Source organism: Enterococcus sp. FSL R5-0957, assembly GCF_038008005.1.
Taxonomy (GTDB): domain Bacteria; phylum Bacillota; class Bacilli; order Lactobacillales; family Enterococcaceae; genus Enterococcus_B; species Enterococcus_B faecium.
In genome coordinates this window covers 2469426-2483158 of the sequence record NZ_JBBOYG010000001.1, presented here as the reverse complement: position 1 = coordinate 2483158, position 13733 = coordinate 2469426, and the positions used below count along the sequence as shown (strand labels likewise).

The window sequence follows — 13733 nt, the reverse complement described above, 5'->3', positions numbered from 1 at the left end:
TTGGCACAAGTTCAATATATCGGCACAGGCCGTCGTAAAAACGCAGTTGCTCGCGTACGTCTAGTACCAGGAACTGGCAAAATTACTGTAAATAAAAAAGATGTTGAAGAATACATTCCACATGCTGACTTGCGTGAAGTAATCAATCAACCTTTCGCTGTTACTGAAACAAAAGGCGCATATGACGTATTTGTTAACGTAAACGGCGGAGGATACGCTGGACAATCAGGAGCTATCCGTCATGGTATCGCTCGTGCATTGCTAGAAGTTGATCCTGACTTCCGTTTAGCGCTTAAACGTGCTGGCTTGCTTACACGTGACGCACGTATGGTCGAACGTAAAAAACCAGGTCTTAAGAAAGCTCGTAAAGCTTCACAATTCTCAAAACGTTAATTGCGATTATCGTTCGAGTTCACGAGTTACGAGAATCGTACTGGGCGAAGCAATGCTGAGCGCAGTTACCTTGAACCTAACTTTTCTGGCACTTTCCACAATTTGGAAAGTGCCTTTTTTGTGCTTTTAGCTATGTTAATAGGTAGGATTCTTGGTCTATAATATCATTCGATCTATAAACAAACGGAAAAAAGATAAAGTATCATCAAACAATATTATTTATCCGCTTCTGAGGTTGTGACAGAAGTGGTCAGCTTCAAGAAATAAGAAGGAATTTACAAAAATTGCTTCTCATGTTTGATGAAGATTGTGACTTGTGACCGAGGAGTTGGCAGGAGAACACCGTTTATTCGGAAGAAGGGATTGTGAAAAGTCTTTTGTCATAACCTCTTATTTGGTAGCTAATTGTAAATCCCAAACGGCATGTATTATTTTTCATAAGTCCGTTTTTAAGGATTAATGTTTTCTTTTGCTTTTTATATGGACTAGCTTCAGTGAGAAGTTCCAACGCATATACAAGGACGTCTGATGTCAACGATAACAACGATTACCATGGTGGCCAGTCCACATGGATTAGCACTGTTTGGTGCGCTCTTTGATTGGAAGACAACGCAACCACGTCTGCGAGACAGTCTGATTTTTCTGGGAGGGAGTCTTGCTATAGTTATCCTTATAACCGGTCTGGTAAAATTACTCAAGCTTGATCTGAAAGAAGCAAAAATTTTCAGTGAAGAGGAATACAGAGAAACGACTTTGGTCGAAAAGAAAGAATCAGGAAACTGATACAAGCGTATAACAAACTGCCTGATAATAGGAAAGACACGTATTGTCCGATTGTTTTTTTTGACATTCAATTGGAAAATTTACACTTTCTTTATACATTTCTGGCTGCTTTCTTTATACCCGTCAACTATACTTCACTTATCAATAAGAAAGAAGGATAAGTATGGATTTTGGAAATGAAACGGTCTTGAAAGCAACTGGTATAACCAAAAAATACGGTGCTGCCAAAGCATTAGATAAAGTATCGATCGAAATCAAACGTGGAATGATCTATGGTTTGATTGGGGAGAATGGAGCGGGTAAGTCTACCTTTATGAGAACTATTATGGGTTTGATCTCGATTGATGAAGGTTCGATCGAATTATTTGGAACGACGGATTTGCAGGCAGCAAGACGACGTATGGGTCAATCGATTGAAACCCCTGCTCTTTATCCAGAATTAACTGCAAGAGATAACCTACGTATCCAAGCAGCGAACGGCGGTGTGTCGGATAGAGAAATCGAAGACCTGCTGAAAATGATGCGATTGGAAAATACAGGGAAAAAGAAAGCAAAGAATTTCTCTTTAGGTATGCGCCAGCGTTTAGCTATTGCAAATGCACTGATCACGAATCCAGAATTTTTGATTTTGGATGAACCGACGAATGGGATGGATCCAGCAGGGATGGCAGAAATGCGAGAAATCATCCAACGTTTGGTAAAAGAACGGGGCATCACCGTCTTGCTTTCTAGCCACTTGCTAGATGAATTGTCACAGATCGCCACTCACTATGGTATTTTGCATGAAGGACACTTGATCAAAGAATTATCGAAAGAAGAATTGGCACAAGAATCTCGTCAATTTATAAAAATTGACACTTCGGCGACGGAACAAGCAGTAACGGTTCTCGACTCTCTTGGTTATAGGGATTATTTTGTCCAATCTAGCCGTGTTATCCAGCTTTTTGAAGGAATTGACCAAGTAGCAGCCATCAATCAAGCATTGGTAGAGGCAAAAGTTCCTGTGGATGGTATCCACCTAGTTGGGCAAAAACTGGAAGATTATTTCTTACAATTAACTGGAGGCAATCCACATGTTTAATCTATTAACTGCTGAAAAAATAAAAGTATGGAAGAGCCGTAAAATGTGGGTCTCACTAGGACTGATGGTCGTACTTCCGCTTTTTTATTCTTGGAACGAATGGTATATGCATACAAAATACGGCAATGAATTAAACCAAGCAACGGATACAGTCATCAACGGTGCAACAGGGATTTTAATGGTGGAAAAAATGGCTGCATGGATTCTTCTGGCTTTCGCAGCATTTGCGTGCTTTTATATTGGGGAAGAATTTCAAAACGGTACGATTCGCAATACGTTATCTTTAGGACGGAATCGAATGACTTATTATGTGTCGAAACTTCTCGTTACGCTTTTGATCACAACACTTGGCGTGGTTTTGATTACGGGGCTAGCCATGATTGCTTACACACTTGCTTTCGGATTTGGTGAAGTTGAGGGAATCAAAAACTATGGAAATTATGTTCTAAAAGTATTTCCTGTATTGCTTCTGCTGACATTAGGGACATTATCTGTTCCAGTGGCTTTGACATTCATCACTAGAAGTACCAGTGTCAGTTTGCTTCTTTCTTTTCTTTATATCATTGGAACGGCCTTCGTTCCCGGTGTTTTCGCAAAAATCAAAGGCTTGGAATTTCTAACGGAGTGGTTTACGGAAACGTGGCTCATGTATACGGACTTTGCGCAACAAGCAACTTATTCGCAAGCACCGAAAATGATTCTGGTCAGTCTAGTAACAATCGTGGTATCATCAGCTCTAGGAATGTTTATTTTCCAAAAATCTGACATTAAGTAGGTGGTCCTGCTGGAAACTATTTTGATTATCGAAGACGATGAAGCTGTTCATTCCTTACTGGAGGAGGTTCTTGAACAGAGATACAAGCTTCTTGATGCTTATTCAGGTACGGAAGGAAAATTATTGTTAAGCACATATCCTGTCGATTTGATCCTTCTAGATCTCATGCTTCCAGGGCTTTCAGGTGAAGCATTGTTAGCAGAAATCCGACAGACATCGAATGTTCCGATCATCGTTCTTTCAGCAAAAAGCGATCAAAGAGATAAAGTTTCCTTGTTGGCAGCAGGAGCGGATGACTATGTGACGAAACCATTTAATATCGAAGAACTTTTGTTACGAATCGGCATCCAACTTCGTCATCAGACTTCTGTCCAAGTAAAAGATCTGTCGCAACGCATCTATTACAAGGAAATCTTACTGGACAAAGAGTCGAGGGATGTAAATGTGAATGGTGTGGCTGTCCATTTGACAGGAAGAGAATTCGATCTGCTGAAGCTTTTTTTAGAACATCCGAAAAAAGTATTTTCGCGAGCAAATCTTTATGAAACAGTTTGGCAAGAACCATATTTTGATAGTGAGAAAACAGTGAATATGCATATTTCCAATCTTCGAGGGAAACTAGCAAAGGCACATGCTGTGTATATTCATACGGTGTGGGGAGTGGGGTTTAGATTTGATTAAGTGGCTGTTGCTTCTCGTTGTTATCTTTATGGGAAGTTTTATTTTCTTCCTGCAAAGGGAAATCAAGAGATTAATTAAGAAAATCGCCACTCTTTCTGAACGACAAGAATATGGTGGTCGTCTTTCAGTCGAATTTCGAGAAAAGAATCTAATGGACCTAGTAGATGCACTGAATACATGGGTGGATGAAAATGAACAAAAAGGACAAGCATTTCAAGAAATGGAAGAAAACATCAGACTATCGATCGTCGGCCTTTCTCATGATCTCAGAACTCCTTTGACTGCTATTAACGGTTATGTACAATTACTGGAACAGGTAGAGGATACGGAGAAACGGGAGAAGTATTTAACGATCATCAAACAATCTGTTGCAAGATTACTCAGTATGACGGATCAGTTTTATGATCTTGCTCGAATAGAGACGAAGCAAAAAGAAATGGATCTCCATACGCTTTCTTTTTCTAAAGAGGTGGAAGAAGTATTTTTCTCTTTTTATGAACAATTTTCTGAGAAAAATATCCAGGTAGCGTTCGCTGAACACTCGATAAATACAACTGTATTAGCAGATCCGCTCATGTTGCTGCGAGTGCTGCAAAATATCATACAGAATTTATTGCGTTATGCAGATGGACAAGCAAAGGTGACATTTTCAAAAGAGGATCCATTCATTCGATTAACAGTGGCCAATCCTATCAAACCAGGAGCGCAAACCTCTGTTGAAAAAGTCTTCCAGCGTTTTTATACCGAAAATACCAGCCGCACAAATACGGAATCTAGCGGAATCGGGCTTTACCTGTCAAAAAAATTGGTGGAAGGAATGGGAGGAGAGATGACCGCTAGATTAGAGGGGGGCATCTTCTCCATCTCCGTCAAGTTGCGGAGGGTTTAATTGGCTCTAATTTACCTGAAGTGAATGACAAAAAATTGTATCTCGTTTTAAAGACATCTTCTTTTTTGGAAGGTGTTTTTATTTTGGTGTGATTGATACGAATTAGGTAACGAAGATAGTTATTTTTGTACCCCCTTTTCAAATATCGCAACAGTGCTATACTAAAACTAACAAATCAAGGAACGGAGAGGGATATGGGCCAAAGAGAATTTATCGTTTTAATTATTATTTCAGTTGTTATTTTATTAGTTGTTTTAGACATTTTTTCACGTTTGAAAGTAAAGGAAACAGTTCGTAGTAATTGGGGAAAAATTCCTTATCAACCGAGATTTGATAAAGAAGAAAGTTTGAAGGATGCGTGGCTCACGGAGAAAAAATTCCGTTCATGGGATAGTGAAATCGACGATCTTACTTGGTATGACCTGGATATGTTCGAAGTATTTGAAGGGATCAACAGTACCTATTCTAGTGTAGGTTCAGAAGCGTTGTATCAGCGTTTACGCAGCTTTGATTTTGCAAAACAATATCTAGCGGATGGAAAAAGTAAAAAGATTGGACGCGTAGGTTTATTTATTTTTCTTGGCTTGCTTCCGCTGGTGGGTGTAGGTTTGCTTCTTTTAGGGCAAGTACTAGGAATCTATCTAGCAATCGGTGGCTTAGTATTCAATACGGTCTATTATCTAGTGAAGAAACAAACACTAGAAACAGAGCTGAATAGCATGAGTTATTTGGTTTCAACGATTTCAGCCGCCAATCAGTTAGCAAAAATGACGACACCACTTCAAAAAGAGCTGAAACAGCAAACTAAACCATTAAGAGACATCCCTAAATTAGGTTTTTCATTTCGTATGAAGAGCGGGAGTGAAGCAGAATTGATTTTTGAATATGTCAACATCATGTTCATGCTGCCATTTATCTCCTATCATTTCGTTCTCACTAAATTAGAAAAGCATTCAACTGAAGCCATCAAGCTGTGGGAATTGCTGGGAGAATTGGAAGTTGCAGCAGCCGTTTTGAATTATCGCACCTATATGCCGATCACTTGCCGACCAGAGTTTACTGAGGGCGGTGTGACAGCGAAAGATATCTATCATCCATTGTTAAAAGAAGCGGTAGTGAATCCAGTCAACTGGCAGAAGAATACATTAGTCACGGGTTCCAATGCATCAGGAAAATCTACGTATGTCAAAAGTATAGCCATCAGCTGTATTCTAGCACAGACGATCCAAACAGCGATTGCAGAACAGTTTACCCTGCAATCTGGGCATGTGTTGACTTCCATGGCAATCGAAGATGATTTATTTGAAGGCGACAGTTATTTTGTTTCAGAAATCAAATCGATCAAACGTTTGCTGGACCAAGTGGCTTCCAAAGAACGCTGCTACTGCTTCGTAGATGAGATTTTAAAAGGAACAAATACGATCGAACGGATTGCTTCTTCCGCTTCAGTCGTTCGGTGGCTTGCGGAGTATCCATCTTTAGCATTTGTCGCCACACATGATATCGAATTGACAGAGATTTTAAAGAATTATTGTGAAAATGTCCACTTTGAAGAACAAGTAACAGAAGGAAAAGGAATCAGTTTTGATTTCAAATTAAAAGAAGGACCTTCAAGGACCCGAAATGCGATTGCCTTGCTGAAAGTTTTGAATTATCCTGAATCCATAGTTGAACAGGCCCAAAAAGAAAGTTTGTTGTTCGATGAACAGCGGCAGTGGTATCCGTTTGATTAACTTTATCAAACGAAGCATGATGCGTGGGTCCAAAAAGACGATTATCAAAAGAAGTACATTGATGCCAAAAAAGTGGCAGAATTCAATGGAAACGAGTCTGCTGTCCAGATGATTTTGGAAGATTTAGCAAAAGACGATACAAAATAAACCACGCTGTCTTCCTTCTAGCAGCTTTTATCGAAAAAACTTAGCATCAGCGACGAGACGCACGTTCCATGGAAAAGTTCTCCGTAAAATAAACAGCGAAAACAGAAATTGAAAATAACTATTTCCATTTTATTTATTTCGGTTAAAATAAAAGAAAAAAGCTTTCGATAAAAGGACGGAGGAAAGCTTAACATGAATAAAAAAGACAAAAACCTCAGTTATAAGGATCTTCTATATGTCATCGTAGTAGTTGCTGTCGGTACTTTTATGATTTTAAAAGTGCCAGAGTTGTTTAGATAGTTATTCTATCGAAGATGATCATGAACTAAAAAACACATCTCCTCTTTGTGAGCAGGTGTGTTTTTGTGTGGAAGCCAAGTTGTTTTTTCATCTGCTGTATTCCATGATACAATTAAGAATCATGTCTATAAGGAGATAGGAAATAAATGGCAAATGCGCTTGAAATAAATAATTTGAAAAAGATCTATGGAAGTGGGGTCGAAGCATTGCGGGGAATCGATCTTTCGGTGAAAGAAGGAGATTTCTATGCGCTATTAGGGCCAAATGGAGCTGGAAAGTCTACAACGATCGGGATCATTACTTCTTTAGTCAATAAAACATCTGGAAAAGTGAATGTCTTCGGTTATGATCTGGACAAGGATCTAGTTCGAGCAAAGCAACAGATTGGATTGGTTCCACAAGAGTTCAATTTTAACCCTTTTGAAACGGTCCAGCAAATCGTCGTGAATCAAGCCGGTTACTACGGTGTATCTCGCAAAGAAGCGATGAAACGCAGTGAAAAATATTTGAAGCAGTCCAATCTTTGGGAAAAGAGAAATGTCCGTGCACGTATGCTTTCCGGGGGAATGAAGCGAAGACTGATGATTGCTAGAGCACTGATGCATGAACCACGTTTGCTGATCTTAGATGAACCAACAGCAGGAGTTGACATCGAGTTGAGACGCGAGATGTGGGAGTTTCTACGAGAATTGAACGAAAATGGTACAACGATCATTTTGACGACGCATTATCTAGAAGAAGCTGAAATGCTTTGTCGCAACATCGGAATCATCCAATCGGGTGAACTGATCGAGAATACAAGTATGAAAGAGCTTCTGTCAAAACTGCAATTTGAAACATTTATCTTTGATTTAGCGCCATATGATGCCAAACCTGTGATTGAAGGATATGCTTGTACATTTGAAGATGAGCAGACAATCGCTGTCGAAGTTGAACGAAATCAAGGGGTGAACGGAATCTTCGATCAGCTTACAAGACAAGGAATCAAAGTTCTTTCTATGAGGAATAAGTCGAATCGTTTAGAAGAACTGTTCTTGAAAATCACAGAAGAAAATAATCATACGGAGGAGAAAAATGTTTAATCTTTATTTTACTGCATTAAAAAGTTTAGCTATCAAGGAAACGAACCGCTATTTGCGTATATGGGTCCAAACACTGGTTCCGCCAGTGATCACGACATCCTTGTATTTTGTTATTTTCGGAAAAATGATCGGTGGGCGGATCGGTGACATGGGTGGTTTTTCATATATGGAATTCATCGTTCCTGGTTTGATTATGATGTCTGCTATCACTAGTTCGTATGCCAATGTTTCTTCGTCCTTCTTCTCTCAAAAATTTCAGAAAAATATCGAAGAAATCTTGGTAGCACCTGTTCCTACGCATGTGATTATTTGGGGCTTTGTGATTGGTGGTGTGGGTCGCAGTATTCTCGTCGGCTCTCTCGTAACGATCATTTCCTTGTTCTTTGTACCACTTCATGTGTATTCATGGTTCATGGTCATCATTACATTATTGATGACGGCAATCTTGTTTTCGTTAGCAGGACTGCTCAACGGGATTTTTGCTCAGTCTTATGATGATGTATCGATCGTGCCTACATTTGTCTTGCAGCCGTTAACTTATCTAGGTGGCGTTTTCTATGCCATCTCTATGTTACCGCCCTTTTGGCAAGCTGTTTCGAAAGTCAATCCGATCGTTTATATGATCTCCGGTTTCCGTTACGGATTCCTTGGAACGATCGATGTGCCAGTAGCAACATCGATGATCGTACTTGTGTTATTCATCGTTGTTTTGTACGCCGTTACTTGGTATTTGATTAATAAAGGAAGAGGATTGAGAAGTTAGAAAAGAGGTTGTGAAATCAGCGTTTTGATCTGAGTATTAGAGAAACAAACGGAAAAATAGTTCCTCATATTTTGTTGTTTTTTGAGCGAATACCGAGGGTCAGCTGATTGAACACCGTTTAGTGGAGAGGTTGTGAAAAAGCTGTTCTGCATCAAGTAATAAGAACAGCCAAACAAAAATAGCTTCTCATGTTTGATGAATATTTTGACTTGTGACCGAGGAGTTGGCAGGAGAACACCATTTATTCCGGAAAAGGGACTGTGAAGATTTTTGTCACAGTCCTCTTTTTGTTCAATCAGACAAACCTTCTGAGCTGTTCACTTTGCTTCTTTTTTTGTTTCCTAGTATAATGACAATGTTTTTGAGAAAGATTGCGACTTCACTGCTTGATAGAATGGAGAGTAACAAATAAATGACTACTAATTTTTGGAAAGAGCTGCCAAAGCCTTTTTTTGTTTTAGCACCAATGGAAGATGTAACAGATGTTGTATTTCGCCATGTCATAAAGCATGCAGCAGCACCGGATGTCTTCTTTACTGAGTTTACAAACTCAGACAGTTTCTGTCATCCAGATGGAAAAGACAGTGTACGAGGAAGATTAACATTTACAGAAGATGAACAGCCGATGGTTGCCCATATTTGGGGAGACAAGCCAGAATTTTTTAGAGAAATGAGCAGTGCTATGGCAGAAATGGGCTTCCAAGGAATCGATATCAACATGGGCTGCCCAGTCCCTAATGTAGCAGAACGTGGAAAAGGCAGTGGCTTGATCCTTCGTCCAGAAGTAGCGGCACAATTGATTGAAGCAGCTAAAGCTGGCGGTTTGCCTGTCAGCGTCAAGACGCGTATCGGCTATACGGAAATGTCTGAGATGGAAGAATGGATCAGTCACCTACTTCATCAAGATATAGCCAATCTTTCTGTCCATTTGCGTACGCGTAAAGAGATGAGTAAAGTAGATGCACATTGGGAAGTCATTCCTAAAATCATTGCTTTACGTGACCAAATCGCTCCACAAACACTAATCACGATCAATGGAGATATCCCCGATCGCCAGACAGGAGAAGAATTGGCCGAGAAATATGGCGTTGATGGCATCATGATTGGCCGAGGGATTTTCAAGAATCCTTATGCATTTGAAAAAGATCCGAGGGAACATACAGAAAAAGAACTGATCGGACTACTTCGTCTGCAACTAGATCTGCAAGATCATTATTCAGAAATCATCCCGCGTTCCATCACAGGACTACATCGTTTCTTTAAAATCTATATCAAAGGATTTCCAGGAGCAAATGACTTGCGAGTTCAGTTGATGAATACGAAATCTACTGATGAAGTACGAGAGATCTTAGAGACCTTTGAAAAAGAACATCCAACGCTTTTCAGTGAACAATGATTTCTTGCTTGAACACCATTTACCAAGAGGTTGTGACAAAAGTCTTGTCGCAACCTCTTTTTTAACCAAAAAAGTGCAAATAGTTTACTTTAAGTAAGAGAATAATTATGATAAATAAAAAAGGTGAAACAAATAGCATACTATATATACTGATATGAAAACTGTATGGATGCTCCAACTTGATGAAGCTAAGGAGGAATTCGTATGTCAGAAAAGGAATTAATGAAGGTAGTCGGTTTTTATGAAGGGCTGCCGATCGATGATCCAAAAAGCTTTATTGATGAAAAAGAACAGATACCTGTACCCAGTTCACGGGATCTTCTGGTAAAAGTCAACGCAGTATCTGTCAATCCTGTCGATACGAAACTTCGCCAAGATAACGGGATAAGAAATGCTTTACGTATCTTAGGGTTTGATGGAGTCGGAAAAGTTGTTGCTGTAGGTGATGAAGTGCAAAAATTTTCTGTCGGCGATCGCGTTTTTTACGCAGGTACAACGACAAGAGCAGGAAGCAATCAAGAATACCAACTGGTTGACGAACGTATTGTCGCTCTTGCACCAAAAAATCTTTCAGATGAAGAAGCCGCAGCCTTGCCGTTGACCTCATTGACCGCTTATGAATTGTTATTTGAAAAATTTGGTCTGACTCCAGAAGAAAATGCCAACCGCGGGAAAAAAATCTTAGTGATCAACGGAGCTGGGGGCGTCGGTTCGATTTTGAATCAACTAGCGCATTGGGCTGGCCTAGAAGTCTACGCGACTGCAAGTCCGAAGAATTTTGAATGGCTGAAAAAAACAGGTGTAGACTATCCAATCGATTATCATCACGACTTAAGTAAAAGTTTTCGTGAATTAGGAATCGATCAAGTAGAGTATGTCGCTGTATTATTCGATATTACCCGCTACTTTGATCAAATCAAGCACCTTGTCCGACCATTTGGACATGTGGGAACGATCGTAGGGATCAAAGAGCCGTTAGATATAGGTGTTTGGAAAAACCAATCTATCAGCTTCGACTGGGAGTATATGTTCGCTAAAACAGACTATAACTATGAAATCGAAACGCAAGGAGAAGCTTTAGCGCACATTGCTGCTTTAGCAAATGAAGGGATTATCCGCAGTACATTGAGCAAGGTCTATTCAGATGGGATGAATGCGAAGAACTTGAAACAAGCAACCAAAGACGTAGAAACAGGACATATGTTAGGAAAAGTCGTTGTTAGTGGTCCGTTCAACGGATAAGTAAGAATACGCCGATTTTTTTCTTATTTGACTTTGATAAAAACAAGAGCGCATGACAGTAATTTGCCATAAGCTCTTGTTTTTTTATTTATAATAAGCGAATTAACGAAAGGGAAAGAATTCCTACCAAGACGATCACCAATAAGCTTTTTGAAAGAATAGCAGCTAAAAGTGTAGGAACTGAAGCCAAAGCATTTTCGAGATTGATCTGCGGCAGATGTCCGATATTTTGGGTAAATAGACTGCTGAACCATAAAGCAGACATAATGACGATTGGGACAAAACTTAAATACTCAAGCAACGGTTGCGGTAAATCGTATTTTTTCAGTAAGACAAATGGTAGGACCCTAGAAAGCCAAGTTGCTAAAGTACAACCTAAAATAGTCAGCAATGTAAACTCAAAAGAAGGCATGTTTGATCCACACCCCCAATCCGCACCCAATCAGTGTTACAACTACAATCACTAAGTTGCTTGGGATAAAAATCAGTCCGACATATACCAGAATCAAAGTGAGACCAATCAGGATCAACTGTAATCGTTTAGAGGTGTTTCTATCAGAAATGACTTGAAGATAAAGTAACCCGATAAACATAGCGACGATGGCGAAATCCAAACCAAACTTTTTCGGATCAGTAATAAAATTCCCTAAAAGTGCGCCAACAAGAGAAGAACCCACCCACGTCAAATAAGAAATCCAATTAGCTGTATTCATCCAACGAAAGTTTAACTTTTGTCCAGTATAGTTCAATTTATTCATTCCCAGTGCGAAACTTTCATCTGTCAGCAATGTGCCAATCAGCAGATTTTGAAGCAGCCGATTTTTCTTGAAATAAGGAGCAATCGTCATACTCATCAGAATCATTCGGGAATTGACTAGAAAGGTCGAGAGAGCGATGGAGAGCAGTGGACTATGGCTCGCAAGCATGCTGACCGTGATAAATTGGGCAGAACCAGCATAGATCAGCAGGGACATCAACGTGACGACTAGTGGATGAAATCCGGCAGCTTTCCCAACGATACCAAATGCAAGTCCAATACCGATATAACCGAAAACGGTAGGTAACGTGTCTTTGATCGCAGTTTTTATATCTAACTTTTCATCCAATAACAAAACTCCTTTAGCACGACATAAATTTTCATAATTGTCGTCAAACTTGTGAATATTCTAAATTTTTAATGAAGACTTGTCAACTTCAATTTTAAACAAACGCCGATTGTAAAATTAAGCTAGACAACTAAAAAAGTCATTTGTGCTACACTCAAAATAGTTCCGTCCAAAGAATTATAAGGAGTGAGTACAAATGACCTATACCCATCTTACAACGGATGAACTTGTAATGATAGAGTCTTATTTCAAAATAAATCAATCTGTTGCGAAAACTGCGCATTGCTTGAATCGTTCAAGACAAACGATCCATAAAGTATACCTGTTCTTCAAGCAAGGAAAATCAGCCTTAGAGTACTATCAACAGTATAAGAAAAACAAATCAAACTGTGGTAGACGCCCGCTTGTTTTACCTGAGGAACAATCAGAATATATTCAAAGAAAGGTTGTTCAAGGATGGACACCCGATGTGATTGTTGGTCGTGCAGCGTTTCCTATTCGTTGTTCTGCTCGTACCATTTATCGTATGTTCAAAAAGGGGCTATTTAATCCTTCTGACTTACCGATGAAAGGCAAGCGTAAACCAAATGGACATCAAGAAAGACGTGGAAAACAAGCTTTCCGTCGCTCTATTCATGAACGTGAAAAAGATTATAGCCAATTCTCAAATGAGTTTGGTCACCTTGAAGGTGACACTATCGTAGGTTTGAAACATAAAAGTGCTGTAATTACCTTAGTTGAGCGATTATCAAAAGTTATCATCACATTGAAACCGTGTGGTAGACAAGCGATTGATATTGAAAACAAATTAAATCATTGGTTTGAATCTGTACCGAAAAATCTATTCAAATCCATCACTTTTGATTGTGGAAAGGAATTTTCAAATTGGAAACAGATCAGTAATGCCAATGATATTGCCATTTATTTCGCTGATCCAGGAACGCCGTCTCAAAGAGGCCTAAACGAGAATTCTAACGGATTGTTACGTAGAGATGGTTTATTGAAATCTATGGATTTCAATTCAGTAGATGAATCTTTTATTCAATCTGTCGCATCGAAACGAAATAATATTCCTAGAAAATCACTGAATTATCGAACACCTTTGGAAGTATTTTTGAGTTACGTAAGTATTGATGATTTGTCTAACTTAATTTGACAATTAAGAAAATAAAAAAGACTGGACGTAGTTTAAAAAAATCTTCTCAAGTTAGATTTCCAGACCTAACTTCTGAGGATCACTACATTTGTCACAGTCTCTTATACTGACAAGTATAAATGAAGTATGAAGAAAAAGTATTTGTTATTGGTATTTCTCATTATTCTTGTTTTCTAATGTGTTCACTTCAAGTGGAATTTTAGAAT

14 protein-coding genes are annotated in these 13733 nt (G+C 39.2%); 12 read left to right on the top strand and 2 right to left on the bottom strand.

Going from position 1 to position 13733, the window contains the following annotated elements; genetic code table 11:
- The 11 genes from rpsI to MKX69_RS12065 all read left to right on the top strand — a co-directional run bounded on the left by rpsI (window position 1) and on the right by MKX69_RS12065 (window position 11265).
- Window positions 1-393 carry a 30S ribosomal protein S9 gene (gene rpsI, locus MKX69_RS12115; RefSeq protein WP_002287505.1) on the top strand — a complete coding sequence of 131 codons (393 nt, stop codon included), beginning with the start codon at window positions 1-3 and terminating at the stop codon, window positions 391-393.
- 528 nt (window positions 394-921) lie between these two features.
- Window positions 922-1176, top strand: coding sequence for a hypothetical protein (locus MKX69_RS12110; protein ID WP_341010408.1), 255 nt, complete (start codon window positions 922-924; stop codon window positions 1174-1176).
- A 163-nt stretch (window positions 1177-1339) separates the two neighbouring features.
- Window positions 1340-2257, top strand: a complete 918-nt coding sequence (locus MKX69_RS12105; protein ID WP_002287502.1) for an ATP-binding cassette domain-containing protein — start codon at window positions 1340-1342, stop codon at window positions 2255-2257.
- Entirely contained in the window at window positions 2250-3032 is a 783-nt protein-coding gene (locus MKX69_RS12100) for an ABC transporter permease subunit (protein ID WP_341010405.1), read from the top strand. Before MKX69_RS12105 ends, MKX69_RS12100 begins: the two co-directional genes overlap by 8 nt.
- Window positions 3033-3713, top strand: coding sequence for a response regulator transcription factor (locus MKX69_RS12095; protein WP_341010402.1), 681 nt, complete (start codon window positions 3033-3035; stop codon window positions 3711-3713). It abuts the gene before it with no gap.
- Window positions 3706-4602: a sensor histidine kinase gene (locus MKX69_RS12090; RefSeq protein WP_341010400.1), complete on the top strand. Its 897-nt coding sequence runs from the start codon at window positions 3706-3708 to the stop codon at window positions 4600-4602. The genes MKX69_RS12095 and MKX69_RS12090 overlap by 8 nt, the downstream gene beginning before the upstream one ends.
- A 194-nt stretch (window positions 4603-4796) precedes the next feature.
- Window positions 4797-6335 (top strand): MutS-related protein, encoded by a 1539-nt coding sequence (locus MKX69_RS12085; RefSeq protein ID WP_341010398.1) that lies wholly within the window; start codon window positions 4797-4799, stop codon window positions 6333-6335.
- A 593-nt stretch (window positions 6336-6928) separates the two neighbouring features.
- Window positions 6929-7864, top strand: coding sequence for an ABC transporter ATP-binding protein (locus MKX69_RS12080; RefSeq protein ID WP_002376359.1), 936 nt, complete (start codon window positions 6929-6931; stop codon window positions 7862-7864).
- Window positions 7857-8627, top strand: a complete 771-nt coding sequence (locus tag MKX69_RS12075; RefSeq protein ID WP_002287492.1) for an ABC transporter permease — start codon at window positions 7857-7859, stop codon at window positions 8625-8627. The genes MKX69_RS12080 and MKX69_RS12075 overlap by 8 nt, the downstream gene beginning before the upstream one ends.
- Window positions 8628-9039: 412 nt before the next feature.
- Window positions 9040-10023 carry a tRNA dihydrouridine synthase gene (locus MKX69_RS12070; RefSeq protein ID WP_341010395.1) on the top strand — a complete coding sequence of 328 codons (984 nt, stop codon included), beginning with the start codon at window positions 9040-9042 and terminating at the stop codon, window positions 10021-10023.
- Window positions 10024-10227: 204 nt separating this feature from the next.
- Entirely contained in the window at window positions 10228-11265 is a 1038-nt protein-coding gene (locus tag MKX69_RS12065) for a zinc-binding alcohol dehydrogenase family protein (RefSeq protein ID WP_002318818.1), read from the top strand.
- A gap of 88 nt (window positions 11266-11353) precedes the next feature.
- Here MKX69_RS12065 and MKX69_RS12060 read toward each other — a convergent pair whose 3' ends face one another.
- Entirely contained in the window at window positions 11354-11677 is a 324-nt protein-coding gene (locus MKX69_RS12060; RefSeq protein WP_104879336.1) for an AzlD domain-containing protein, read from the bottom strand.
- Window positions 11664-12371 (bottom strand): AzlC family ABC transporter permease, encoded by a 708-nt coding sequence (locus tag MKX69_RS12055; RefSeq protein WP_341010391.1) that lies wholly within the window; start codon window positions 12369-12371, stop codon window positions 11664-11666. The genes MKX69_RS12060 and MKX69_RS12055 overlap by 14 nt, the downstream gene beginning before the upstream one ends.
- A 196-nt stretch (window positions 12372-12567) precedes the next feature.
- On the opposite strand from MKX69_RS12055, the gene MKX69_RS12050 reads away from it, so the two are divergent.
- The gene (locus MKX69_RS12050) at window positions 12568-13527 is read left to right on the top strand and encodes an IS30 family transposase (RefSeq protein ID WP_000222573.1); all 960 of its coding nucleotides are present in this window, start codon (window positions 12568-12570) and stop codon (window positions 13525-13527) included.
- Window positions 13528-13733: the final 206 nt, after the last annotated feature.

Coding starts and splice junctions, on each gene's coding strand:
- MKX69_RS12110 (WP_341010408.1), top strand. CDS start 922: ATGTCAACGATAACAACGATTACCATGGTGGCCAGTCCACATGGATTA.
- MKX69_RS12105 (WP_002287502.1), top strand. CDS start 1,340: ATGGATTTTGGAAATGAAACGGTCTTGAAAGCAACTGGTATAACCAAA.
- MKX69_RS12100 (WP_341010405.1), top strand. CDS start 2,250: ATGTTTAATCTATTAACTGCTGAAAAAATAAAAGTATGGAAGAGCCGT.
- MKX69_RS12085 (WP_341010398.1), top strand. CDS start 4,797: ATGGGCCAAAGAGAATTTATCGTTTTAATTATTATTTCAGTTGTTATT.
- MKX69_RS12080 (WP_002376359.1), top strand. CDS start 6,929: ATGGCAAATGCGCTTGAAATAAATAATTTGAAAAAGATCTATGGAAGT.
- MKX69_RS12075 (WP_002287492.1), top strand. CDS start 7,857: ATGTTTAATCTTTATTTTACTGCATTAAAAAGTTTAGCTATCAAGGAA.
- MKX69_RS12070 (WP_341010395.1), top strand. CDS start 9,040: ATGACTACTAATTTTTGGAAAGAGCTGCCAAAGCCTTTTTTTGTTTTA.
- MKX69_RS12065 (WP_002318818.1), top strand. CDS start 10,228: ATGTCAGAAAAGGAATTAATGAAGGTAGTCGGTTTTTATGAAGGGCTG.
- MKX69_RS12060 (WP_104879336.1), bottom strand. CDS start 11,677: ATGCCTTCTTTTGAGTTTACATTGCTGACTATTTTAGGTTGTACTTTA.
- MKX69_RS12050 (WP_000222573.1), top strand. CDS start 12,568: ATGACCTATACCCATCTTACAACGGATGAACTTGTAATGATAGAGTCT.